The organism is Streptomyces sp. NPDC058051, assembly GCF_042885475.1.
GTDB lineage: Bacteria > Actinomycetota > Actinomycetes > Streptomycetales > Streptomycetaceae > Streptomyces.
Genome location: NZ_JBHVRW010000002.1, coordinates 421,631 through 448,025, shown reverse-complemented (window position 1 = coordinate 448,025; position 26,395 = coordinate 421,631). Strand labels below are relative to the sequence as shown.

At 72.6% G+C, this 26,395-nt stretch carries 2 protein-coding genes; both read right to left on the bottom strand.

Annotation, left to right across the window (positions count from 1 at the left end; genetic code table 11):
- Nucleotides 1-3 precede the first annotated feature (3 nt).
- The gene (locus tag ACFVUT_RS05420; protein WP_389647524.1) at nt 4-23,931 is read right to left on the bottom strand and encodes a non-ribosomal peptide synthase/polyketide synthase; all 23,928 of its coding nucleotides are present in this window, start codon (nt 23,929-23,931) and stop codon (nt 4-6) included.
- Nucleotides 23,932-24,033: 102 nt separating this feature from the next.
- The gene (locus ACFVUT_RS05415) at nt 24,034-26,331 is read right to left on the bottom strand and encodes an ATP-binding cassette domain-containing protein (protein WP_389647521.1); all 2,298 of its coding nucleotides are present in this window, start codon (nt 26,329-26,331) and stop codon (nt 24,034-24,036) included.
- Between the last annotated feature and the right edge of the window lie 64 nt (nt 26,332-26,395).

Sequence of the window (26,395 nt, the reverse complement as noted above, 5' to 3'; positions counted from 1 at the left end):
GGGTCAGTCCTCCTGTTGGAAAAGGGTGGTGTCACCGGTGGCCTCGGCGATCCTGGCGGCCAGGATCGGTCCGATCTGGGCCAGCGATCCCACTTGGGTCATCTGGTCGTGCCGGGTGGTGATCTCGTGGGATTCGATCCGGCCCGCGATGTACGGGTGCCAGACCTGCGGACCGGCGTCGTCGTGGCCCCGGTCGATGGTGGAGTTGAACAGCAGCAGGTCTCCGTCGTACCTGCCAGGAACGAAGTCGACCGCCAGCTTCGCGTTGTTGATCATGATCTGGACGATCACCTCGACCTGTCGCTCGTTCAGGCCGGCCAGCGCGCTGCCCCGCCGGTTCAGCACCTCGGCGACCTCGGCGTAGGTGATGTCCCGGTCGTCCAGCTCGTCCGGGTCGACGTCGAGCACTCCGACGAGCACGTCCCGCACGGTGGGGACCGGTGCCTCCTCGAACTGCACGTCCTTCACCGGGTAGGCGTCGAGGATCGCCAGCAGTGCGGTCCGCTCGCCGCGCGCCTGCAGTTCACAGGCCAGCGCGTGGGCGATCAGCCCGCCCGCGGACCAGCCGAGCAGCAGGTACGGGCCCTCCGGCTGGATCTTCTGGACGTGGTCGGCGTAGTCGGCCGCCATCTCTTCGTAGGACGTCGGCAGCGGCTCGGGCCGGCCGAGGCCGCGTGCCTGGATCGCATAGACCGGGTGCTGCGGGCCGAGGTGGTTCAGCAGCCCGCTGTACGACCAGCTGATGCCGCCGCCGGGGTGGACACAGAACAGCGGCGTGTCCGTCCCCGTCGAACGCAGTGGCAGCAGCACGTCCAGCGCGTCGTCCGGATCGTTCATGGCCAGGCGTTCGGTGAGCCCGGCCACGGTCGGCGCCTCGAACAGCAGGCGCAGTCCCAGCTCCAGGCCGAGGGTCTCACGGACCCGGGAGGCCAGCCGGGCGGCCAGCAGCGAGTGCCCGCCCAGGTCGAAGAAGCCGTCGTCGATGCTCACCTGCTCCCGGCCGAGGACCTCGGCGAACAGGCCGCACAGCAGTTGCTCCTGCGGCGTCCGGGGGCCCCGCCCGGCGTCCGACGCCCCGTAGTCGGGGGCGGGCAGGGCGGCCCGGTCGAGCTTTCCGTTGGCGGTCAGCGGCAGCGCGTCCACGGTGACGAACGCCGCCGGCACCATGTAGTCGGGCAGTTCGCGGCGCAGTCGGCCGGACAGCTCGGTTGTCTCGGGTGCGCCCTCGGGCGCGGGCACCAGGTAGGCGACCAGCCGTTTGTCTCCCGGCCGGTCCTCACGGGCGACCACGGCAGCCTGGGCGACGCCCGGGCAACCCGCCAGGACGGCCTCGACCTCTCCGGGCTCGATCCGCTGACCGCGCAGCTTGACCTGGTGGTCGACGCGTCCGGCGAACTCCAGCGTGCCGTCGGGGAGCCACCAGGCAAGGTCGCCGGTGCGGTACATCCGGCTCCCGGGCGGCCCGTACGGGTCGGCGGTGAACCGCTCCGCTGTCAGGCCGGGCCGGCCGAAGTAGCCGCGGGCCACGCCCGTCCCCGCGAGGTACAGCTCACCGACCATGCCCGTCGGCACCGGCCGCAACCGGTCGTCGAGCACGTAGGCGCGCATGTTCGCCATCGGCCCGCCGATCGGCACGGTCGCGGCGTTCTCGGGGAGGCCGTGCACCGGGTGACAGGTGGCCAGGGTCGTGGCCTCGGTGGGCCCGTAGCCGTTGACCACCTCGATGCCGGGGCAGGCCGCGAGCACCCGGGCGGCGGCGGCCGGGGAGACCACGTCGCCGCCGGTCCACACCTCGCGCACCCCGGCGAGCAGGCCCGGGCGCTCCTCGGCGACCAGCCGGAACAGTCCGGCGGTCAGCCACAGTCCGGTCACCCCGTGCGTGGTGATCGTGTGGTGCAGCAGATCGAGGTCGAGCTGCTCGGGCGGTGCGACCACGACCCGGCCACCGTTGAGCAGCGGAACCCACAACTCGTAGGTCGAGAGGTCGAAGGACGTCGGGGAGTGCATCAGCACCCGCTCGTGTCCGCCGCCACGCCATTCGGGGGTCAGCGCGAGGCCCACCACGTCCCGGTGGGTGACAGCTACACCCTTCGGCCGTCCGGTCGAGCCGGAGGTATACATGATGTAAGCCAACTGCCCTGCCTCGCACGGGACTTCCACCGAGATCGGATCGGCGTCCTCGGACTGAACCAGCGCGGTGAGCACTTCCGGGGTGAGCACCAGGGCGGCTCCGCTCTCCTGCAGGATCAGGTCGATCCGGGAGGAGGGGAAGCGCGAGTCCAGGGGTACGTAGGCGCCGCCCGCCTTGATGATCGCCAGGATCGCCACGACCAGTTCCGCCGAGCGGTCCAGCATGACCGCGACCGGTGTCTCCGGCCGTACGCCCTGGCGGATCAACGCCCTCGCCAGGCGACTGGCTCGCAGGTCGAGCTCCGCGTAGGTCAGCTCGGTGCCGCCCGCCACGACCGCGACCGCGTCCGGGGTGGCCCGCACCTGGAGGGCGAACAGCGTCGGCACCGCGGCCGACGGCAGCTCTGCGGCCGTGTCGTTGACCCCGTACAGCAGCTGGTGGCGTTCCGCATCGGACATGAGGTCGATCCGGCTGATCGGCCGGCCCGGGTCGGCGACCGCCGCGCGCAGCAGGCGGGCCCAGCGCTCGAACAGCAGCTCCACGGTGGGCGCGTCGAACAGGTCGGTGGCGTACTCCACCGCGCCGACCAGACCGTCGGCGCTGCCGTCCGGGCGGAACTGCTCGGCCAGGCTGAACGTCAGGTCGACCCGTGAGGTCCCGGTCGACGCCTCCAGGTGGCCCGTCTCCAGCCCCGGCAGTGCGAACTCGCCGAGCGGCGCGTTCTGCAGGGCCAGCATGATCTGGAACAGCGGGTGGTGGGCCAGCGACCGCGCCGGGTTGGCCACCTCGACCAGGTACTCGAACGGCACGTCCTGGTGGTCGTACGCGGTGAGCGCCTTGTGCCGCACCCGGCCGAGCAGTTCGGCGAAGCCGGGGTCGCCGCTGGTGTCGGTGCGCAACACCAGGGTGTTGACGAAGAAGCCGACGAGCTCGTCCAGCGCCTGGTCGGTACGGCCGGCGATCGGGCTGCCGATCGGAATGTCCGTACCGGCACCGAGCCGGGTGAGCAGAGCGGCGAGACCGGCCTGCAGCACCATGAACATGCTGGCGCCGCGCGCGGTGGCCAGGTCGCGCAGTGCCTGATGCAGCTCGGGGTCCAGTCGGACCCCGATCCGGTCGCCCTGCTGGGAGGCCACCGGCGGCCGGGGTCGGTCGGCAGGCAGCTGCACCTGCTGCACGATCCCCGTCAGCTCGTCCTTCCAGTAGGCCAGTTGCCGGGCGAACAGGCTGTCCGGATCGGCGGCGTCGCCGAGCAGGTCGCGCTGCCAACGGGTGTAGTCGACGTACTGCACCGGCAACGGGGACCACTGCGGTTCCTCGCCCCGGCAGCGCGCCGCGTAGGCCGTCGCGAGGTCACCGGAGAGCGGCCCCATCGACCAGCCGTCGGCGGCGATGTGGTGCACCACGATCAGCAGCACGTGCCGGTCGGGGGCGAGCGCGTACAGCTCGGCCCGGATCGGCGGCTCCGCTGCCAGGTCGAAGCCACGCCGGGCCGCGTCCGCCAGCCGCTCGGCCAGTCGGCTCTCGTCGAGCTCGACCACCGGCAGCGCCGGGTGTGCCTGCGCAGTACTCAGCACTACCTGGTACGGGACGCCGTCGGTCTCGCGGAAGACCGTCCGCAGGCTCTCGTGCCGGGCGATCACGTCCGCGAGCGCGGCGTGCAGGGCCGACCGGTCGAGGCCGCCGGTCAGGCTCAGTGCGAGCGGCATGTTGTAGGTGGCGCCCGGTCCGTCCATCCGGTGCAGGAACCACAGGCGGCGCTGGGCGAAGGACAGCTCCACCCGCTTCGGGCGGGGCCGGGCGGTCAGCGCGGGCCGCGCCGCTCCGGAACCGTCCAGACGGGCCGCCAGACCGGCCACGGTCGGGGTCTCGAACAGGGTGCGGACCTCCAGCTCCGCGCCGAGGGTGGTCCGGACCCTGGAGGCCAGGCGGGTCGCCAGCAGCGAGTGCCCGCCGAGGTCGAAGAAGCTGTCCTCGACCCCGACCTGTGCCAGCCCGAGCACCTCGGCGAACAGCTCGGCGAGGAGCTGCTCCTGCGGGGTGCGCGGCGCCCGCCCCGCCACGGCCGAGGCGAGGTCGGGGAGGGGCAGTGCGCGGCGGTCGAGCTTGCCGCTGGCCGTCAGCGGCAGCGCGTCCAGCGCCATGAACACCGACGGGACCAGGTAGTCGGGCAGCCGCCCTTGCAGCCAGTCGCGGAGTTCGCCGAGGAGGGCGCCGGTGTCGCGGCTGCCGGTCGGACGGTTGGTCAGCGACGACAGCGCCGTGTCGGTGTCCCCGGCCGGCCGGTACGACTCGACCGGGGAGCCGTGGAGCGTTCGCGGGTCGGCGAAGACGACGTCCACGGCGTCGGCCGCGGTGGCCGACCAGGTGACGGCCACCGCGCGGCCGTACTCCCGTCCGAGGGCGTGGAAGTCCTCCGGGTCGGGGAGGTCGCTCTCTTCCGGGGCGTGCAACCGTTCCAGCAGCTCCGCGAGCGGCCCGTCCCCGTCCTGCACGGCCCGGGCCAGGGCGGCCTCCCGCACCACACGGCGGTTCGGCACCCCGGTGATCCGCAGCACCTCGGCGGGCGGCTGGGCAAGCAACTCGCGCAGACCTGCCGGCCCGGCGATCTGCCGCGCCCACGCCAGTTCGACGCACCGGCTCGGGGTCTCCGGGGCGACCGGCGGCTTGTGCAGCGTCACGTCGTAGCGGTAACGGGTCAGTTCGTTGTGGTGGCGGCCGCGCTTGACCTCCACGGCCACCGCGCCGATGTCCGTGCCGTGCTTCCGCAGGACGGTGAAGAAGTCCGGGTCGACCAGGAGTTCCTTCTCCACCCTGACGGCCTGCTCCACCGCGCGGCGCACGGCCGCACGGTCGGCACCGTCGTCGGCCCGGTGCAGCTGGACGGCGGCGGCGAGCGGGTGCAGCAGCCGCAGGTTACGGACGTCGCCGATGAAGAGTGTGCCGCCGGGGGCGAGCAGCCGCATCAGCTTCCCGATCACGTCTGCCAGGTAGTCGGCGGACGGGAAGTACTGCACCACCGAGTTGATCACGACGGTGTCGAACTCCCCGGCCGGCAGCCCGTCGGTGTCGTGCGCCGGACGGGTCTGCAGTACCACGCGTCCGGTCAGCCGCTCCTCCCCCGCCACCTGAGCGGTCAGGGCGTCGATCGCGGTGGCGGAGAAGTCGGTCGCCCAGTAGGTCTCGCAGTGGGGTGCGATCTGTGAGAGCAGCAGACCGGTGCCGACGCCGACTTCCAGCACCCGGCGCGGGCGCAGGGCCAGGATGCGGGCCACGGTGGCGTCCCGCCACTCCCGCATCTGCTCGACGGGAATCGGGCCGGCATCGTAACTACTGTTCCAGCCGACGAAGTTGTGGCCGAAGGCCGCTTCGTCGGGGGCGATGGGCAGGGCGTCGTAGATGTCCTGCCACTCGCTGACGTGGTCCGATTCCAGCCCGCTGTGCCGGGCCGCGTCCTGGTACGGGACGACGTAGCCGACGAGCCGGTCGTCCCGGGCGAGGACGGCGGCCCGGGCGACCGCGGGGTGTTCGGCCAGCGCGGCCTCGACCTCGCCGGGCTCGACCCGGAAGCCGCGCACCTTCACCTGGTCGTCGGCGCGGCCGACGTACTCCAACTGGCCGTCACCCAGGCGCCGCACCAGGTCGCCGGTGCGGTACATGCGCTCACCGGTCCCGAACGGGCAGGCGACGAACCTCCCCGCCGTCAGGCCCGGCCGGTTCAGGTACCCCCGCGCGAGACCCGCGCCCGCGACGTACAGCTCCCCCGTCACGCCCGGCGGCACCGGCCGCAGCCGGTCGTCCAGCACGTACACCCGGGCGTTGGCGATCGGCCGGCCGATCGGCGGCACACCCGTCCCCGGCGACAGCGGGTCGCTCATGGTCGCGCACACCGTGGTCTCGGTCGGGCCGTACGCGTTGATCATCCGGCGCCCGGGCGCCCAACGCTCCACCAGCTCCGGCGGGCACGCCTCACCCGCCACCACCAGCGTCGACGCGGTCACCGCACCGTCCGGCACGGCGGCGAGGACGGACGGGGGCACCGTCACATGGGTGACGTCGAGGCCCGGATCGGTCAGCGCGGCAAGCGACTCGGCCGCGGGAGGCAGCACCAGGGCCGCGCCGCGCAGCAGGGCGGTGCAGATCTCCGACACCGAGGCGTCGAAGCTGGGCGAGGCGAACTGGAGCACCCGGCTGTCGGGTTCGATCGCGAAGCGCTCGATCTGTCCGGCGATCAGGCTCGCCACACCGCCGTGGCCGACCACGACGCCCTTGGGGCGGCCGGTCGAGCCCGAGGTGTAGATCACGTACGCCGGATGGCGGAGATCGAGCGCGACCTCCGGGTCGGTGTCCGGCCAGTCGCCCTCGGTCACCATGGCGGGGTCGTCGACCACCACCGCCGGACGGGCGTCCGCCAGCATGAACGCGATCCGCGTCCGCGGGTACGCCGGGTCCACCGGCAGGTACGCCGCCCCGGCCTTCAGCACGCCCAGGACCGCCACCACCGACTCCACCGACCGCGGCAGGGCCACCGCCACGACCTGCTCCGGACCGACTCCCCGGGCCGTCAACGCATGCGCGAACCGGTTCGCCCGAGCATCGAGCTGCCCGTACGTCAGCTCGGTCCCACCACAGACCAGCGCGACCGCCTCCGGCGTCGCCGCCACCTGCGCCGCAAAAGCCTGCGGCAGCGGGACGGCAGCCACGTCCCGGGCGGTCGCGTTGTCCCGTTCCAACAGCCGGTGGCGCTCGTCGGCGTCGAGGAGGTCGATCGCTCCGATCGGCTGCTCCGGGTCGGCGGTGGCGGCCTCCAGCAGGAGCGTCCAGCGCCGGACCAGGGCGGCGACCGTCGAGTGGTCGAACAGGTCGGTGGCGTACTCGACCGCGCCGACGATTCCTGCCGGGTTCCCGTCCGGATGGAACTGTTCGACCATGCTCACTCCGAGGTCGAACTTGGCGGTTCCGGTCGCGACCGCGTAGGTGGCGACGTCCAGACCCGGCAGCGAGAACCGGCCCGTCGGCGCGTTCTGCACGGCCAGGATGGTCTGGAACAGCGGGTGGTGGGACAGCGAGCGGGACGGGTTCAGCGCCTCCACCAGGTGCTCGAACGGCACATCCTGGTGCGCGTACGCCGACAACGCCGTCTCCCGCACCCGGCCCAGCAGCTCGACGAAACTCGGATCACCACTCGTGTCGGTCCGCAGCACCAACGTGTTGACGAAGAACCCGACCAGATCGTCCAGCGCCTCGTCCGTGCGCCCCGCGATCGGACTCCCGATCGCGATGTCCGTGCCCGCACCCAACCGCGTGTACAACGCCGCCAACGCCGCCTGCAGCACCATGAACAGACTCGTCCCGGTGCCCCGTGCCAACTCCACCAGAGCACCGTGCAGTTCGGCGTCGAGCTCCAGGCCGATGTGGTCCCCGTGCCGGCCGGCGACGGCCGGGCGAGACCGGTCGGCGGGCAGTTGGAGCAACTCCGGCAGGTCGGACAGCTGCCGCTTCCAGTAGTCGAGCTGCTCGGCGAACCGGCTCTGCGGGTCGGCGACGTCACCGAGCAGCTCGCGCTGCCACAGCGTGTAGTCGGCGTACTGCACCGGCAGGGCCGGTCGGCTCGCCGTCCGGCCCTCGCAACGGGCCGCGTACGCCTGGGCCAGGTCACGGGCCAGTGGGCCGGTGGACCAGCCGTCAGCGGCGATGTGGTGCATGACCAGCAGCAGCACGTGCTCGTCCGGCGCGACCACGAACAGCTCGGCCCGCAGCGGCGGCTCCGTCGCCAGATCGAAGGGCTGCCGGGCGGACTCGGCGAGCCGCTGCGGCAGTTCGACCTGTGTCACCTCGGTCGGCCGGACCCGGAGGCGGACCGCGGCCGGTTCCAGCACGCGCTGGCACGGTACGCCGTCGACCTCCGGGAACACCGTCCGCAGGCTCTCGTGCCGGGCCATCACGTCGGCCAGCGCCTGGTCCAGCGCGGGCCGGTCGAGTGTTCCGGTCAGCTGCAGCGCCAGCGGGATGTGGTACGTCGCGGCGGCGACGTCCATGCGGTGCAGGAACCAGAGCCGGCGCTGGGCGAAGGACAGCGGCACCGCCTCGGGCCGCTCGTACGCGGTCAGCGCCGGGCGGGCACGGCCGGCCTCGGCCAGTGCCTCGGCCAGACCCGCCACGGTGGGCGCTTGGAAGAGTGCGCGCAGCCCGAGCTCCACGCCGAGCACCGAGCGCACCCTGGCGACCAGTCTGGTGGCGAGCAGGGAGTGCCCGCCCAGATCGAAGAAGTCCTCGTCGACCGAGACCCGCGGCACGTCGAGCACCTCGGCGAACAGCTCGGCGAGGATCTGCTCCTGCGGCGTGCGCGGCGCCCGCCCGCTCCCCGCAGGAGCGGCTTCGGGCACGGGCAGCGCCGCCCGGTCCAGCTTCCCGTTCGGCGTCAACGGCAACGTGTCCATCACCACGAAGACCGTCGGCACCAGGTAGTCCGGCAGACGCTCGCGCAGGTGCGCCGCCAGCTCCACGGGACGGACGGCGAGGCCGGAACGGGTGGCCACGTAGCCGACGAGCCGGTCGTCCCGGGCCACGACGGCGGCCTGGGCGACAGCGGAGTGCTCGGCCAGCGCGGCCTCGACCTCGCCGGGCTCGACCCGGAAGCCGCGCACCTTCACCTGGTCGTCGGCGCGGCCGACGTACTCCAGCTCGCCGTCCGTCCGACGCCGCACCAGGTCGCCGGTGCGGTACATGCGCTCACCGGTCCCGAACGGGCAGGCCGTGAACCGTCCCGCCGTCAGGCCCGGCCGGTTCAGGTAGCCGCGTGCCAGACCCGGGCCGACGACGTACAACTCCCCTGCCACGCCCGGCGGTACGATGCGCAGCCGCTCGTCCAGTACGTACGCCCGGAAGCCCGCGACCGGTCGCCCGATCGGCGGGACGCCGGACCCCGGCGGCAGCGGCTCGCTCATGGTCGCGCACACCGTGGTCTCGGTCGGGCCGTACGCGTTGATCATCCGGCGCCCGGGCGCCCAACGCTCCACCAGCTCCGGCGGGCACGCCTCACCCGCCACCACCAGGGTGGTGGCCGTGAGTTCGGTGCCGTCCAGCGCGGCCAGGGCCGAGGGCGGCAGCGTCACGTGGGTGACGGAGAGCCCGGGGTCCGTCAGGGCTTCCAGCGGGGCCTCGGCGGGGGCCAGGACGAGGGCGGCGCCGGTGAGCAGTGCGCTGCAGAGGTCCCAGAAGGACGCGTCGAAGCTGGGCGAGGCGAACTGGAGCACCCGGCTGCCCGGCGCCATGCCGAGCCGGTCGACCTGCGCCGCCACCAGGCCCGACACGCCGGCGTGGCTCACGATGACGCCCTTGGGGCGGCCCGTCGAACCCGAGGTGTAGATCACGTACGCCGGGTGCCGGGTGTCCACCACGACCTCCGGATCGGTCTCCGGCCGGCTGGACGCCTCGGTCACCATGGCGGGGTCGTCGACCACCACCGCCGGACGGGCGTCCGCCAGCATGAACGCGATCCGCGTCCGCGGGTACGCCGGGTCCACCGGCAGGTACGCCGCCCCGGCCTTCAGCACGCCCAGGACCGCCACCACCGACTCCACCGACCGCGGCAGGGCCACCGCCACGACCTGCTCCGGACCGACTCCCCGGGCCATCAACGCATGCGCGAACCGGTTCGCCCGAGCATCGAGCTGCCCGTACGTCAGCTCGGTCCCACCACAGACCAGCGCGACCGCCTCCGGCGTCGCCGCCACCTGCGCCGCGAAAGCCTGCGGCAGGCTCGCCCCGGCCACCCCGTCCTCGACGGCGGGCAGCAGCTCGCTGCGTTCCTCGGCGGACAGCAGGTCGATGCCACCGATCGGCCGGTCGGGTGCGGCGGCGACCGCGGCCAGCAGCCTGGTCCACCTGGCGGCCAGGGCCTCGACCGTCGAACGGTCGAACAGGTCGGTGCTGTACTCGACCGCACCGCTGAGCCCGGCCGGCGCACCGTCGGGCCCGTGCTCCTCCGCGAACCCGAAGGTCAGGTCGAGCCGCGCGGTCCCGGTGAGCACGGCCATCCCGGAGACCTGGAGGCCCTGCAGTTCGAAGTCGCCACCCGGCGCGTTCTGCACGACCAGCCCGGTCTGGAACAGCGGGTGGTGGGACAGCGAGCGGGACGGGTTCAGCGCCTCCACCAGGTGCTCGAACGGCACATCCTGGTGCGCGTACGCCGACAACGCCGTCTCCCGCACCCGGCCCAGCAGCTCGACGAAACTCGGATCACCACTCGTGTCGGTCCGCAGCACCAACGTGTTGACGAAGAACCCGACCAGATCGTCCAGCGCCTCGTCCGTGCGCCCCGCGATCGGACTCCCGATCGCGATGTCCGTGCCCGCACCCAACCGCGTGTACAACGCCGCCAACGCCGCCTGCAGCACCATGAACAGGGTCGCCCCCGATCGTCGTGCCAACTCCACCAGGGCGCTGTGCAGTTCGGCGTCGATCCGGAGTTCCAGCAGGTCTCCCCCGTACGACATGGCGGCCGGGCGCGGCCGGTCAGCCGGCAGGTGCAGCTGCTCGGGCAACCCGGCCAGCGTCTGCGTCCAGTAGCCGACCTGGCGGGCGAACACGCTGTCGGCGTCGTCCTCGTCGCCCAGGATCTCGTGCTGCCACAGGGTGTAGTCGCCGTACGTCACCGGCAGCGATGGCCATGCCGGTGCCGCGCCACCCTGCCGGGTGGTGTAGGCGGCGGCCAGGTCACGGGCCAGCGGGCCCATGGACCAGCCGTCCCCGACGATGTGGTGCATCACCAGCAGCAGCACGTGCTCGTCCGGCGCGACCGCGAACAGCTCCGCCCGCAGCGGTACTTCCGAGGTCAGGTCGAAGTCGCGCACCGCCACCTCGCGCATCAGGTCGGGCACCTCCGTCTCGACGGCCGTGCGCACGGTCAGCGGGACAGCGACCTCGGCGGCGTCGAGCACCCGCTGGTACGGAATTCCGCCGGTGTGCGGGAAGACCGTGCGCAGGGTCTCGTGCCGGGCCATCACGTCCACGAGCGCGGCGCTCAGCGCGGCCCGGTCGAGGTCTCCGGACAGCCGCAGGGCCAGCGGCATGTGGTAGGTGGCACCCGGCGCCCCGAACTGCTGGAGGAACCAGAGCCTGCGCTGGGCGAACGACAGCGGCATCAGCTCGCGGCGGGGCCGGGGCACGAGAGCCTGGCGCGCGGTCCGGGCGTCGTGCAGCCCGGCCGCCAGTCCGGCGGGGGTCGGCGTCCGGAACAGGGCGCGCAGCTCCAGTTCGACCCCGAGGGTCGCCCGGACCCGCGAGACCAGCCGGGTGGCGAGCAGGGAGTGCCCGCCCAGGTCGAAGAAGTCCTCGTCGACACCGGCCCTCGCGATGCCCAGCACCTCGGCGAACAGCTCGCAGAGGATCTGCTCCTGGGGCGTGCGCGGCGCCCGGCCGCCGACGGTCGTGCCCGGCTCCGGCGCGGGCAGCGCCGCCCGGTCCAGTTTCCCGTTCGGCGTCAGCGGCAGCGCGTCGAGCAGCACGAACGCGGACGGCACCAGGTACTCCGGCACCCGGTCGCGCAGGTACGCCGCCAGCACCGCCGCAGTCGCCCCGGCCCCGTCCGAGGGGACGACGTACGCGACGATCCGGTCCTCCCCGGCGAGCACCGCGACCTGGGCGACGCCCGGGTGAGCGGTCAGCTCGGCCTCGATCTCGCCCGGCTCGATCCGGAACCCGCGCACCTTGACCTGGTGGTCGACCCGGCCGGCGAATTCCAGCTCGCCGTCGGCGTGCCAGCGCACCAGGTCGCCGGTGCGGTACATCCGCGCGCCCGCCGGACCGTACGGGTTGGCGACGAAACGCCCGGCGCTCAGCCCGGGCCGGTTCAGGTAGCCGCGGGCGATCCCCGCCCCGGCCAGGTACAGCTCGCCCAGCACGCCCGGGGCCACCGGTCGCAGTGCCGAATCCAGCACGTACACCTGGCAGTTCGCGATCGGACGGCCGATCGGCACCGGTAGCGGGCAGTCGGCGGGGTCGGCCGGAAGTGCGTAGGCGGTGATCACATGGGTTTCGGCGGGCCCGTAGTGGTTGTGCAGCGTCCGGCCCGGCCGGCGTGTCTGGAAGCGGCGCACGGCGCCGCCCAGCCGCATCGCCTCGCCGGCCTGCGCGACCAGCCGCAGGTGCGGCAGGTCCAGTCCTGCCTCCTCGGCCGCCTCCGCCAGCGCCTCGACCACCAGGTTGGGTGCGAACAGCTCCTCGACCCCGTGCCGGTCCAGCCAGTGGGCGAACAGTTCGGCGCTGCGGCGCTGCTCCTCGGTCGGCACCACCAGGGTCTTGCCGTACAGCAGCGCGGACAGCATCTCCTGCACCGAGACGTCGAAGCTGATCGCGGTGAACTGCGCGGTGCGCGTGCCGGGTTCGCCACCGACGGCCCGGTGGTGCCACGCCAGCAGGTTCAGCAGTCCGGCGGCGGGCATCACCACGGCCTTGGGTCGGCCGGTGGAACCGGAGGTGTAGATGACGTACGCGGGGTGCCGGGTGTCCACGGGGCCGGCCGGATCGTGCTCCGGCTGCCGGCCGGACGGTGTGACGGCCGCGAGGTCGTCGAGCACCACGGCCGGGCGGGCGTCCTCCAGCATGTACGCGATGCGGGCGGCCGGGTAGTCCGGGTCGATCGGCAGGTACGCCGCGCCCGTCTTGAGCACCGCGAGGACGGCGACGACCAGCTCCGCCGAACGCGGGAGCCGCAGGGCGACGACCTGCTCCGGACCCACGCCGCGCGCGATCAGTGCGTGGGCCAGGCGGTTGGCCCGGCGGTTCAGCTCACGGTAGGTGAGCACGGTGTCCTCGAACACCACCGCCGGGGCCTCCGGATCCGCCCGGACCTGCGCCTCGAAGAGCGCGGGCAGGGTGGCGTCAGGGGCCGGACACGCGGTGTCGTTGCGGGCGACCAGTAGCTCGTGCCGTTCCTCGGCGGTGAGGACGTCGATCCGGCTCAGCGGACGCTCCGGCTCGGCGACCACCGCCGCCAACAGCCGCAGCCACCGGGCGACCAGTGCCTCCACCGTGTCGGGGTCGAACAGGTCGGTGCTGTACTCGACCCGCCCGATGATGCCCTCGGCCTGCCCGCCTGTGCCGCCGCGCTCCAGCAGGTGGAAGCCGAGGTCGAACATCGCCGTCGGCGTCCGCACCAGGACGATCTCAGCGGCCAGACCGCTCAGCGCGAAGTCGGTGCGGGGTACGTTCTGCAGCGCGAGCAGTACCTGGAACAGCGGCTGGCGGGTGAGCGACCGGGACGGGTTGAGGGCCTCGACGACGTGCTCGAACGGCAGGTCCTGGTGCGCGTATGCGCCGAGCGCGCCCTCCCGGACCCGGATCAGCAGCTCGGCGAAGGACGGGTCACCACTGGTGTCCGTGCGGAGCACCAGGGTGTTGACGAAGAATCCGATGAGGTCGTCCAGCACCTGGTCGGTCCGGCCGGCGATTAGGCTGCCGACCGGGATGTCCGTGCCCGCGCCGAGCTTCTCCAGCAGCGATGCCAGGGCGGCCTGCAGCACCATGTACACGCTGGCGCCGTGCTCCCGGCCCAGCCGGACCAGCCCGGCGTGGAGTTCGGCGTCCAGTTCGATCGCCAGGTGGCCGCCGGAGCAGGAAGGGGTCGCGGGGTGGTGACGGTCGGCGGGGAGCCGGATCTGCTCCGGCAGGTCCGCGAGCGTCCGGGTCCAGTAGGCCGCCTGCTGGGCGAACAGGCTGTCCTGGTCGGCCGCGTCGCCGAGCAGCCGGTGCTGCCACAGGGTGTAGTCGGCGTATTGCACGGGCAGTGGTGCCCACTGCGGCTCCTCGCCCTGGCGGCGTGCCGCGTACGCGGTGGCCAGGTCGGCGGCCAGCGGGCCCAGAGACCAGCCGTCGCCGGCGATGTGGTGCATCACCAGGAGCAGCACGTGCTCGTTCGCCGAAACCTCGAACACCTCGGCCCGCAGCGGCGGTTCGGTAGCGAGGTCGAATCCGCGCGCTGCGGCCCCCGTCAGCAGTTCCGGCAGGGCCGGCTCGTCGGCCGGGGTGACCGACAGGCTCGGGCGCGCCTCGCCCGCGGGCAGCACCCGCTGGTAGGGCACGCCGTCCGCGGCCGGGAAGACCGTGCGCAGGGTTTCGTGCCGGTCGGCGAGGTCGCTCAGCGCCGCCTCAAGAGCCGCCAGGTCCAGCGGTCCCGAGAGCCGCCACGCGAGCGGCATGTTGTAGACCGAGTCGGCGCCCTCCAACTGGCGCAGGAACCACAGCCTCCGCTGAGCGGACGACAACGGCACCGCCTCGGGCCGCTCCGACCGCCGCAGGGCGAGGCGGGCCCGGTCGGCGCCGCCCAGCCCGGCGGCCAGCCCGGCCACGGTCGGGGTGCTGAACAGGGTGGGCAGGGCCAGCTCCACGCCCAAGGTCGCACGGACCCGGGCCACCAGCCGGGTAGCGAGCAGGGAGTGCCCGCCGAGATCGAAGAAGTTGTCGTCGACACCGACCTGAGGCAGGCCCAGCACCTCGGCGAACAGCCCGGCCAGCACGTGTTCCTGAGGAGTGTGCGGTTCCCGGCCGGCCGGGGTCACGGTGGACTCGGGCTCGGGCAGGGCGCGCCGGTCCAGCTTGCCGCTGGCGGTCAGCGGCAGAGCATCGAGGGAGACGAACGCGGCCGGCACCATGTATTCCGGCAGCCGCTCGCGCAGGTGCGCCCGCAGGCCCTCCTGCCGAATCTCCGCCCCGGTGGCGGGCTGCAGGTAGGCGACCAGACGGGGGCCCTGTGCCCGGTCCTGCCGGACGATCACGGTGGCCCGTGCGATCCCCGGGTGCTCGGCGAGGACCGCCTCGATCTCGCCGAGTTCCACCCGGAAGCCGCGGACCTTGACCTGGTCGTCGGTGCGGCCGAGGAACTCCAGGAGCCCATCCGGGTTCCACCGCACCAGGTCACCCGTGCGGTACATCCTCGACCCGCCCGGACCGAACGGGTCCGCCACGAACCGCCCCGCGGTCAGACCCGGCCGGTCCAGATAGCCCCGTGCCAGCCCCGCCCCCGCGATGTACAGCTCACCCACCACACCCGCGGGCAACGGCTGCAAAGCGGCATCGAGCACATACAGCCGGACACCGCCGAGCGGTCGGCCGATCACTTGGTGCGGACTCGACTCCAGCGGCGCGATGACCGAGTCCACCGTGCACTCGGACGGCCCGTAGTAGTTCAGGGAGAGCACCCCGTCGGCGGCCCGCAGCCGCTCCCACAGCGGCTCCGGAACGGCCTCCCCGCCCAACGCGACCACCGAAGGACGCCACCGCGGGTCGTCCAGCAGACCATGTTCGACAAGGACTTGCAGGTAGGACGGGGTGCCGCCGACAGTGTCCAGCCCGGCCCGCACGGCGTACTCAAGGTATGCCTCCGGGTCGGACCAGGTCGCCTCGTCCAGGACGTGCAGCTCATGGCCCGCGAACAGGGCGAACAGTTGGTCGCAGGAGCCGTCGAACGACACGGACGTGGTCAGCCCCACCCGCATCCGCTCCCCCGTACGGAAGACCAGCGGACACTGGTTGGCGAACAGGTTGGCCACGCCGCCGTGTGTGGCCACCACGCCCTTGGGCTTGCCGGTGGAGCCGGAGGTGTAGATGACATAGACCGGGTGGCTCGGATCGACGGCCACCATCGGGTCGACCGCCGGGCAGCTCCCCACCAGGGCGGCCGTCCCCGGGTCGTCGAGCACCAGCCGCTCGACAGCACCGTCCGGCAGCCGACCCAGAGTGCGGGTGTCGGTCACCGTCAGGACCGGCCGGGCATCGTCGAGCAGATACGCGATCCGGGCAGCCGGATACTCGGGATCGACCGGAACATACGCCGCACCGGACTTCAGCACCGCGAGAATCGCCACCACCAACTCGACCGACCTCGGCAGCGCCACCGCCACCAGCCGCTCCGGCCCCGCACCCCGCGCCATCAGCGCATGCGCCAACCGGTTCGCCCGCCCGTCCAACTCCCCATACGTCAGCGAGACATCGCCACACACCAACGCGACACGGTCCGGAGCCACCCGGACATGCTCGCGGAACAACTCCGGCAGACTCGCGGTGAAGACCTGGGCTGCCGGGCCGGTACCCAGCACCGTCAGCTCATCGCGCTCCTCCGCCGTGAGCAGATCGAGCCGACTGAGCCGCCGCCGCGGGTCGGCGACCGCGACGCGGAGCAGCCGCTTCCACCGCCCGATCATCGTCTCGACGGTGGCCGGGTCGTACAGGTCGTCGGCGTACTCGACAGACCCGTCGATCCCCTCCGGGGAGCCGTCCTCCGCGTGCCGCTCGGACATGGTGAAGATCAGGTCGAGCTTGGCAGTGGTCGATGTCAACGGCATCTCGCCCACGCGCACCCCGGGCGGCGCGAAGTCGGCCCGGGGTGCGTTCTGCAGCACCAGCATGACCTGGAACAGCGGGTGGTGTGCCAGCGACCGCGACGGGTTCAGGACCTCGACCAGGTACTCGAACGGCAGGTCCTGGTGGGCGTATCCGGCCAGCGCGGTGTCCCGGACCCGTCCCAGCAGCTCGGCGAACGTCGGATCGCCCGAGGTATCGGTGCGGAACACCAGGGAGTTGACGAAGTAGCCGACCAGGTCGTCCTGCGCCTGGTCGGTCCGGCCGGCGACCGGGCTGCCGACCGGAATGTCGTCGCCCGCGCCGAGCTTGCTCAGCAACGCCGCCAGCCCTGCCTGGAGCACCATGAACAGACTGGTCCCGTGCGCGCGGGCGAGCTCGCGAAGGCCGCGGTGCAGCTCGGCGTCCAGCCCGGCAAGCACAGAACCGCCCCGGTGCGAGGCGACCGCCGGGCGGGACCGGTCGGTGGGCAGCTGGATCCGCTCCGGCAGACCGGCCAGCTGCCGGGTCCAGTAGTCCGTCTGGCCGGCGAACAGGCTGTCCCGATCGGCGGAGTCGCCGAGCAGTTCATGCTGCCACAGGGTGTAGTCGGCGTACTGGGCGGGCAGTGGCGCCCACTGCGGCTCCTCGCCGCGACGGCGCGCGGTGTAGGCGGTGGTCAGTCCCCGCACGAGCGGGCCCAGCGACCAGCCGTCACCCGCGATGTGGTGGAGCACCACGTGGAAGACGTGCTCGTCCGGCGCCAGCTCGAACAGCTCGACCCGCAGCGGGACATCGACCGCCAAGTCGAACCGTCGGTCCTTCGCCGCTGCCATCAGAGCGGACAGCTCGGCCTCGGTGGTTGGGCTCACGAGCAGCCGCGGGCGGGCTGCCACCACGTCCAGCACCTGCTGGCGCGGCGCGCCGTCCACCGCCGGGAAGACGGTGCGCAGGCTCTCGTGCCGGGCCACCACGTCCGCCACGGCGGCCTCCAGGGCCCGCCGGTCCAGATCCCCGGACAGCCGCCAGGCCAGGGAGATGTGGTAGTTCGCGCCGGCACCCTCCAACTGGTGCAGGAACCACAGCCTCCGCTGCGCGAACGACAGCGGGATCACCTCGGGGCGCTCACGCCGTGCCAGGGCGGCCTGCGCCGGCCTGGCCGCTACCAGGGCGGCGGCCAGACCTGCCGGGGTCGGCGCCTCGAACAGGGTGCGCAGCGGCATTTCCACGCCGAGCGTCACGCGGATCCGGGCCGCCAGGCGGGTGGCCAGCAGCGAGTGCCCGCCCAAGTCGAAGAATCCGTCGTCGACGCCGGCCGACGCCACACCCAGGATCTCTGCGAACAGCTCGCAGAGGATCTGCTCCTGCGGGGTACGCGGCGCGCGGTGGGTGGCCGCCGGGGCGAGGTCGGGGGCGGGCAGGGCCCGATGGTCCAGCTTGCCGTTGACGGTCAGCGGCAGCGCGTCCAGCAGGACGAACGCCGACGGCACCATGTGATCCGGCAACCGCTCACGCAGGTGCTCCCGCAGGTCGGCGGAGCGCGGTGCGGCTCCCGCGGCCGGCACCAGGTAGGCGGCCAGTCGGGTGTCGTCAGCCCGGTCCTGCCGGGCCAGGACGGCGGCCTGGGCGATGCCGGGGTACGCGGCCAGCGCCGCCTCGATCTCGCCGAGCTCGATCCGGAAGCCGCGCACCTTCACCTGTTGGTCGGCCCGGCCGACGTAGCGCAGGCTGCCGTCCGCCGCCCGGCGCACCACGTCGCCGCTGCGGTACATCCGCGATCCCGGCGGTCCGAACGGGTCCGCCACGAACCGCCCGGCGGTCAGGCCGGGCCGGTTCAGGTAGCCGCGCGCCAGGCCCGCGCCCGCGACGTACAGCTCGCCGGGCACGCCCGGGGCCACCGGCCGCAGGCCGTCGTCGAGCACGTACGCCCGCAGGTCCGGGAGGGCCGCACCGATCTGGCCGGCCGCGGTGCCGAACCGGTCGAGCGCCGCGTACGTGACGTGCACCGTGGTCTCGGTGATGCCGTACATGTTGACCAGCCGCGGTGCGTCCTCCGGGTGCCTCTGGAACCAGCTCGCCAGCCTGGTGTGGTCCAACGCCTCGCCGCCGAACACCACCGTGCGCAGGGCGAGTCGGCGGCCGGTCTCCGGGTCCTCCTCATCCGCCTGCATCAATGGGTAGAAGGCGGACGGTGTCTGGTTGAGTACCGTCACCCGCTCGCGGGCGAGCAGTTCCAGGAACCGGCCGGGCGAGCGGCTGGTCTCGTGGTCCACGACCACCAGGCGGCCGCCGTGCAGCAGCGGGCCCCACAGCTCCCACACCGAGAAGTCGAAGGCGTAGGAGTGGAAAAGGGTCCACACGTCGTCGGCGGAGAAGCCGAACAGCTCCCGAGTGGTGCCGAACAGGCGCACCACGTTGCGGTGCGGGACCACCACGCCCTTGGGGTTGCCGGTGGAACCGGAGGTGTGGATGACATAGGCGGCGTGGCCCGGGTCGATGGCGACCCCCGGGTCCGTGTCCGGCAGCCCGTCCAGGTCGGCGGTGTCCAGCAGCAGCCGGTCCACGTGGTCCGTCCCCGGCTGCTCTCCGGTGCGGCTCGTCGTCACGAGCAGTGCGGGCCGGGCGTCCTGGAGCAGGTAGGCGATCCGGGCCGGCGGGTACTCCGGGTCCACCGGTACGTACGCGGCACCGGCCTTGAGTACCGCGAGCACCGCCACGACCAGCTCCGTCGAGCGCGGCAGGGACAGCGCCACCAACTGCTCCGGCCCCACCCCCCGGTCGATCAGGGCGTGCGCCAGCCGGTTGGCGTGGGCGTTCAACTGGCCGTACGTCAGGGTGGCTTCGCCGTCCGTGAGAGCGATCGCCGCCGGGTTCGCCCGCGCCTGGCGCTCGAACAGCGCGGGCAGGCTGCCTTCCGGCAGCTCCCCGCCCTGGTCGGTGTCGGCCGGCAGCAGTGCCCGGAGCTCGTCGGCGGACAGCACGTCCACCTGGCCGATCCGTCGGCCGGGGTCGGCGACGACGGCGCGCAGCAGCCGCAGCCACCGCCCGACGATCCCGGTGACGGTGGCCGCGTCAAACAGATCGGTGCTGTACTCCACCACGCCCGACAATCCGTCCTCGCCGGGCTGTTCGGTCAGGACGAAGGTCAGATCGCACTTGGCCGTTCCGGTGGGGACCAGGTCGGTCGCCACCCGCAGCCGCGGCAGGTCGAAGGTGTCGAGTGGCGCGTTCTGCAGGGTGAGCATGGTCTGGAACAGCGGGTGGTGCGCGAGCGTCCGGGTCGGGTTCAGCGCCTCCACGAGGTGCTCGAACGGCACCTCCTGATGCGCGTACGCGGCCAGCGCGTCGGAGCGCACCCGGCCCAGCAGTTCGGTGAACGACGGGTCGCCGGACAAATCCGTGCGCAGCACCAGGGTGTTGACGAAGAAGCCGACCAAGTCGTCCAGGGCCTCGTCGGTGCGACCCGCGATCGGCGTGCCGATCGGGACGTCGGTACCGGCGCCGAGCTTGCCCAGCAGAGCGGCCAGACCGGCCTGGAGCACGATGAAGAGGCTGGCTCCGCCATCGCGGGCGAGTGCGCGCAGGCCCCGATGCAACTCGGCGTCGATCCGCACCGGCAGGTGGGCGCCCCGGTAGGACATCGCCATCGGCCGGGGCCGGTCGAAGGGCAGCTCGACCTGCTCGGGCAGGTCCGCCAGGCGCTCCCGCCAGTAGGCGAGTTGTCCGTTGAGCAGGCTGTCCGGGTCAGCGCCGTCACCCAGCAGATCCTGCTGCCAGAGGGCGTAGTCGGCGTACTGGACCGGCAGGGGCGACCGCTCCGGCTTCGCCCCCTCCCTACGGGCCGCATAGGCAGTCGTCAGGTCCCGCAGGAGCGGCCCCGTCGACCAGCCGTCGCCGGCGATGTGGTGCACCATCAGCAGCAGCACATGCTCCTCGGCGCCGAGCCGGAACAGTTCGGCACGCAACGGCGACTCCTCGGAGAGCTCGAAGCCGTACCGCGCCGCCTGTGCCAACCGGTCCGGCAGCTCGCGCTCGCCGATCTCGGCCATCCGCAGCCGCGGCCGTGCCGCGTCGCTGTCGAGCACTCGCTGGCACGGCACGCCGTCGACCACCGGGAAGACGGTACGCAGGCTCTCGTGCCGCTCGACCACGTCCGCCAGGGCGGCTTCCAGGGCGCGCTGGTCCAGGCTTCCGGACAGCCGCAGTGCCAGCGGGATGTTGTAGGTGGCACTCGGGCCCTCCATCCTGTGCAGGAACCAGAGCCTCCGCTGCGCGAAGGACAGCGGCACCAGCTCGGGCCGCTCACGCCGCCTCAACGCCGGGCGCGCCCGGCCGGCGACGTCCACCCTGGCTGCCAGTTCCGTCACCGTCGGCGCGTCGAACAGGTCGCGCAGCCTCAGCTCCACGCCCAGCACCGACCGGGCCCGGGAGACCAGTCGGGTGGCCAGCAGGGAGTGCCCGCCGAGGTCGAAGAAGCTGTCGTCCAGCCCGGCCTCGGCGACCCCCAGTACCTCGGCGAACAGCCCGGAGAGCAGGTGCTCGACCGCGGTGCGCGGAGCGCGGCCCGGTGCGGCGGGCTGCCGCTCGGGGGCCGGGAGGGCGCGGCGGTCGAGCTTGCCGTTCGGGGTCATCGGCAGCGCGTCCAGCACCACGAGCGCCGACGGCACCATGTACTCGGGCAGCCGTTCCCGCAGCCAGGCCCGCAGCGTGTCCGTTCGGACGATCTGCCCCGTGGCAGGGACGACGTGGGCGACCAGCCGGGATTCCTCGTCGGTGCGCACGGTGACGGCGGCCCGTGCGATCCCCGGGTGCTCGGCGAGGACCGCCTCGATCTCGCCGAGTTCCACCCGGAAGCCGCGGACCTTGACCTGGTCGTCGGTGCGGCCGAGGAATTCCAGGAGCCCATCCGGGTTCCACCGCACCAGGTCACCCGTGCGGTACATCCTCGACCCGCCCGGACCGAACGGGTCCGCCACGAACCGCCCCGCGGTCAGACCCGGCCGGTCCAGATAGCCCCGTGCCAGCCCCGCCCCCGCGATGTACAGCTCACCCGCCACACCCGCGGGCAACGGCTGCAATGCGGCATCGAGCACATACAGCCGGGCGTTGGTGACGGGACGGCCGATGACCGGGCGCGGGCTCGATCCCACGGGCGCGGCAACCGAGTTGACGGTGCACTCGGAGGGCCCGTAGAGGTTGAGGCAGGAGGTCCCGTCGGCGGCCCGCAGCCGCTCCCACAGTTGCTCGGGGACGGCTTCGCCGCCGACCCCGACCAGCGCGGGACGGCCCCGCGGATCGTCCAACAACCCGTGGACAACGAGGACGTGGAGGTAGGAAGGGGTGACCTCGATGTAGTCCAGCCCGCGGCTCACGGCGTAATCGACGAAGGCCTGCGGGTCGGTCCAGGTCGCATGGTCCAGGACGTGCAGCTCATGGCCCGCGAACGGGGCCATGAGCTGGTTCCAGGAGGCGTCGAACGACACCGAGGTGGTCAGCGCCACGCGCAGCCGCTGCCGGTTCTTCAGCAGCGGCGCGAACTGCACCAGTCGGTGGTCGGTGAGCAGATCGAGCAGGCCGCCGTGTGTGGCCACCACGCCCTTGGGCTTGCCGGTGGAGCCGGAGGTGTAGATGACGTAGACCGGGTGGCTCGGATCGACGGCCACCATCGGGTCGACCGCCGGGCAGTTCCCCACCAGGGCGGCCGTCCCCGGGTCGTCGAGCACCAGCCGCTCGACAGCACCGTTCGGCAGCCGACCCAGAGTGCGGGTGTCGGTCACCGTCAGGACCGGCCGGGCATCGTCGAGCAGATACGCGATCCGGGCAGCCGGATACTCGGGATCGACCGGAACATACGCCGCACCGGACTTCAGCACCGCGAGAATCGCCACCACCAACTCGACCGACCTCGGCAGCGCCACCGCCACCAGCCGCTCCGGCCCCGCACCCCGCGCCATCAGCGCATGCGCCAACCGGTTCGCCCGCCCGTCCAACTCCCCATACGTCAGCGAGACATCGCCACACACCAACGCGACACGGTCCGGAGCCACCCGGACATGCTCGCGGAACAACTCCGGCAGACTCGCGGCCGAGGGCGTCACCGGGCCGGTACCGAGGGCCGCCACCTCGCGGTGCTCCTCGGCCGTGAGCAGATCGATCCGGCCCACCGCCTCGTCCGGGTCGCAGTCCGCGACGGCGTCGAGCAGGGCGAGCAGCCTCTGCTGGTGCGCGGCGAGGTCGTCGTCACCGTATGCCTCCGGCGCGCCGTGCAGCCTGAGGAGCGGGGGGTTACCGTCCCGGTAGTCGAACACCCAGACGGCCAGGTCGGTGGTCGACCCCGACACGAAGTGGTGCACCGAGGCGGGGTGCCCGGCGAAGCTCGGCCTGGCGTTGAAGGCCATGATGTTGACGATCAGCGGGAACGCCGTTCCGATGCTGCCGGGCGCGCCGAGGTCGCGCAGCAGGTCCTCGCTGCGGTAGCGCTCGTGCGCGACGGCCGACTCGACCTCCCGCGCCACCTGGGCGACGAGATCGCCCCACGGCATGTCCGGTCGCACGGTCAGCCGCAGGGGCACCACGTTGGACATCGTGCCGGGCACTGACATCAGGTCGCGGTCCGAGCCCCGACGGGCGGGAACGGGAAGGGCGAGCACCACGTCCTGGGCGCCGCTCAGGCGGTGGGCGTAGAGCGCCGTCGCCGCGACCACCACCCGGGACCACCTGACACCGGCCCGGCCCGCCGCCGCCCGCAATGCCTCGGGGCTCCGCAGTTCCAGCTCCCCGGCCAGGCGCAGGGCTCGGTGCGGGTCGCTCGCGGAGGCATCGGTGAGCCGTGTCGGGGCGGGCAGATCGGTGAAGCGCTCGGTCCAGTAGGAGCGGTCAGCGGTGAAGTCGGCGGACGCGCGATAGGCGGCGTCGCTGTCGACCAGATCCCGAAGCGAGCCGAACGGAGAGGGCGGAACGGCACCGCCCTCGGCCAGTGCCGAGTACACGTCGCCGACCCGCTGCCGGACCATGGAGCTGCTGATCGCGTCCAGCACCACGTGGTGGTAGTTCAGGTACCAGAGGAACTCCGTCGGCGACAGCCGGATCAGCGCATGGCCGAACAGCGGATCACGGGCGAGGTCCAACGGACGCGCCAGGTCCCGCTCCATCCATTCCATGGCCGCCGCCCGGGGATCCGGCTCCGCACCGAGGTCGAGGTGCGCGGGCGCCCAGTCCCAGGTCTCGCGGAGGATCTGGCGCGGGCCCTCACCGTCGTCGACGAAGGTCACATGCAGGGCGTCGACCTCGTCGACCACCCGGCGCAGCGCGGCTTCGAACAGCTCCGGATCGACCGGACCGTGGATCTCCAGGCACTCACCGACGCGGTAACCCGGGATCGGCGTCCGGGAGCGCTGCTCGGCGAGCCAGATCTCCCGCTGGGCCGCGGTCAGGGGAAGGACGTCGCCGTCACGACGGGACATGGGGGTACCTCCAGAAGTATGGGCGGGCATGCGCGCAGGACGTACCGGCCGCGCGGACCGCGGTGGCGTCACACGGTCGGCGGCCGGGGCGGTTTTCTGCGGTCAGGCGGCGAGTTCGCCGGCCTGGAGCTGCCAGAGGGATGCGTAGAGTCCGTGCTGGGCGAGGAGTTCGTCGTGGGTGCCCTGTTCGGCGACGATGCCGCCCTTGTCCATGACGTAGATCCGGTCGGCGTGGCGCACCGTGGAGAGGCGGTGGGCGATGACGACCATCGTCCGGTCGGCCGCGAAGCTTCGCAGCGTGCGCTGGATGGCGGCCTCGGTCTCGTTGTCCACGGCGGAGGTGGCCTCGTCGAGGATGACGACCGGCGAGTCCTTGAGGATCGCGCGCGCCAGGGCGATCCGCTGCCGCTGGCCGCCGGAGAGCGCGGCTCCGCGTTCACCGATCAGGGTGTCGTAGCCGTCCGGCAGCGTCGCGATGAAGGGGTGCGCCTCGGCCATGGCGGCGGCCTGGGCCACGGCCTCGTCCGAGGCCCCGAAGCTGCCGTAGCGGATGTTGTCGGCGATGCTGCCGTCGAAGAGGAACGGGTCCTGGGCGACGAAGCCGATGGCGTGGCGCAGGACGTGCCGCCGCAGGTCCCGGACGTCCCGTCCGTCGAGCAGCACCCTGCCGGACTCCGCGTCCTGGAAACGCATCAGCAGTTTGGCGATCGTCGTCTTGCCGGATCCGGTGGCGCCCACCAGGGCGGTCACCTGCCCGGCCGCGACGGTCAGCGAGAGGTCCTCCAGTGTCGCCGGCCGACCGGGGTAGGCGAAGGTGACCCCGTCGAGGACGATCTCACCCCGCACATCGGCGAGGTCGAGCGTTCCGTCGCCGCCGTCGGCCTCGACGGGCAGGTCGCGCAGCCGCTGGATCCGGTCGTAGGAGGCGAGGGTGCGCTGGTACTGGTCGGCGATGCCGCCGAGCCGGCTCATCCGCATCAGCAGCATCTGGGGCAGCCCGATCAGCGGGCTGAACACCTCGAAGCGCAGGGTGCCGTTGAGTACCGAACGGCCGCCGATCAGCAGGGTTCCGGCCATTGATGCGGTGGTGCAGGCCCGGATGGTCTCGGCGTGGCGGATCGTGCTCCGGTCGGTGTGCCGGCTGCTCTCCTGGACCGCCTCGCTCAGCTCGTCGATGCGTTCGGCCTCGTAGTCCTCGGTGCAGAAGCTCTTGACGGTCGCACCGGCTTCGAGCGAGTTGATCACCTGGCTGCCCAGCCCGGCCCGGCGCTCGCCGGCGACGGCGTAATCCGCCGCGGCCTTGTCCTGGTGGTGCAGCGACAGCCAGGCGATGACCGGGACCGGCAGGAACGCGATCCAGGCGATCTGCGGTGCCAGCAGGAGGAACGCCGGCACCAGGAGGGCCAGGCTGGTGCCGAGTTGCAGCACGTCGTTGGCCGGGCCGGCGAAGAAGGCCCCCAGCTGGTGGACGTCGTCGGTGAGCGCGCCGGCCACCCGGCTGGTCCGCTCACCCTCCAGGTGCCCCAGTTCGAGGTGCTGGACGTGTCGGTACGTGCGGCCCCGCCAGTCGTGTTCGATGTCCTGGCCGAGTCGGCGCCACTGGAGGTTCGAGGCGTACGAGAGGCCTGCCACCGCAGCACAGGCGGCGGCCACCAGCCCGGCCAGACCCCAGAGTTGTGCGGAGGCCGTGGTCAGGCCGAGGCTGACCAGGGGAGCTGCCTCGCCCTTGATGAGGACCAGGCCGGTCCATCCGAGGAAGGTGCCGAGCGCCATCTCCGCGGCCTGGCAGGCGACGGACAGAGCGGCGGCCCGGTAGAGGCGGTGTCGGTGCGGACCGACGATCTCCAGCAAGGGATGGCTTTCGGTACCGGGCCCGGCCACGTCCTGGGACGCGTCGACCGTTCCGTGCCATGCCTTCCGGAGGACGACCGCAGTCGCTGCGGCAACCCCGCCCGCAGCCACCAACTGCCTGCTCAGCGCCGACCCCTTGATCAGTGCGACACCGGCCGCGACCCCGCCGCCGACGGCGAGCACCGGGCGCACGACCAGGCCGCGGTCCGCCCGCGGGGCCGGCGCAGGGGCGGGCCGGGCCGGTGCCGGACATCCCACTCCGGCCGGATGCTCCGCGACCCGGGTGACAGCTCTGCGAATGATCCGGCCGACGTCCGTGGCGCGCAGCCGCGCATCATGCCGGACGAGCACCCCACCGGTGACCGAGCTGGCCTGGGCCTCGGTGATCCCGGGGATGTGGCGCAGCACAGCGGCGAGGATCTCGGCCGTCCGGGGTCGTCCGAGGACCAGCTCGACGTCCCAGCGCTGGCGGCCCGGTGTGACCGAGCGCGGGCTCGCAACCAATTCCACGGAGCGGAATCCGGCTGCGGCACCCAGTACCGATGGCATGTGTACGATCACCTGTTTGCGGAGGTCGCGGAAAACCGCCACGGACACGACGGATTACGGCGAC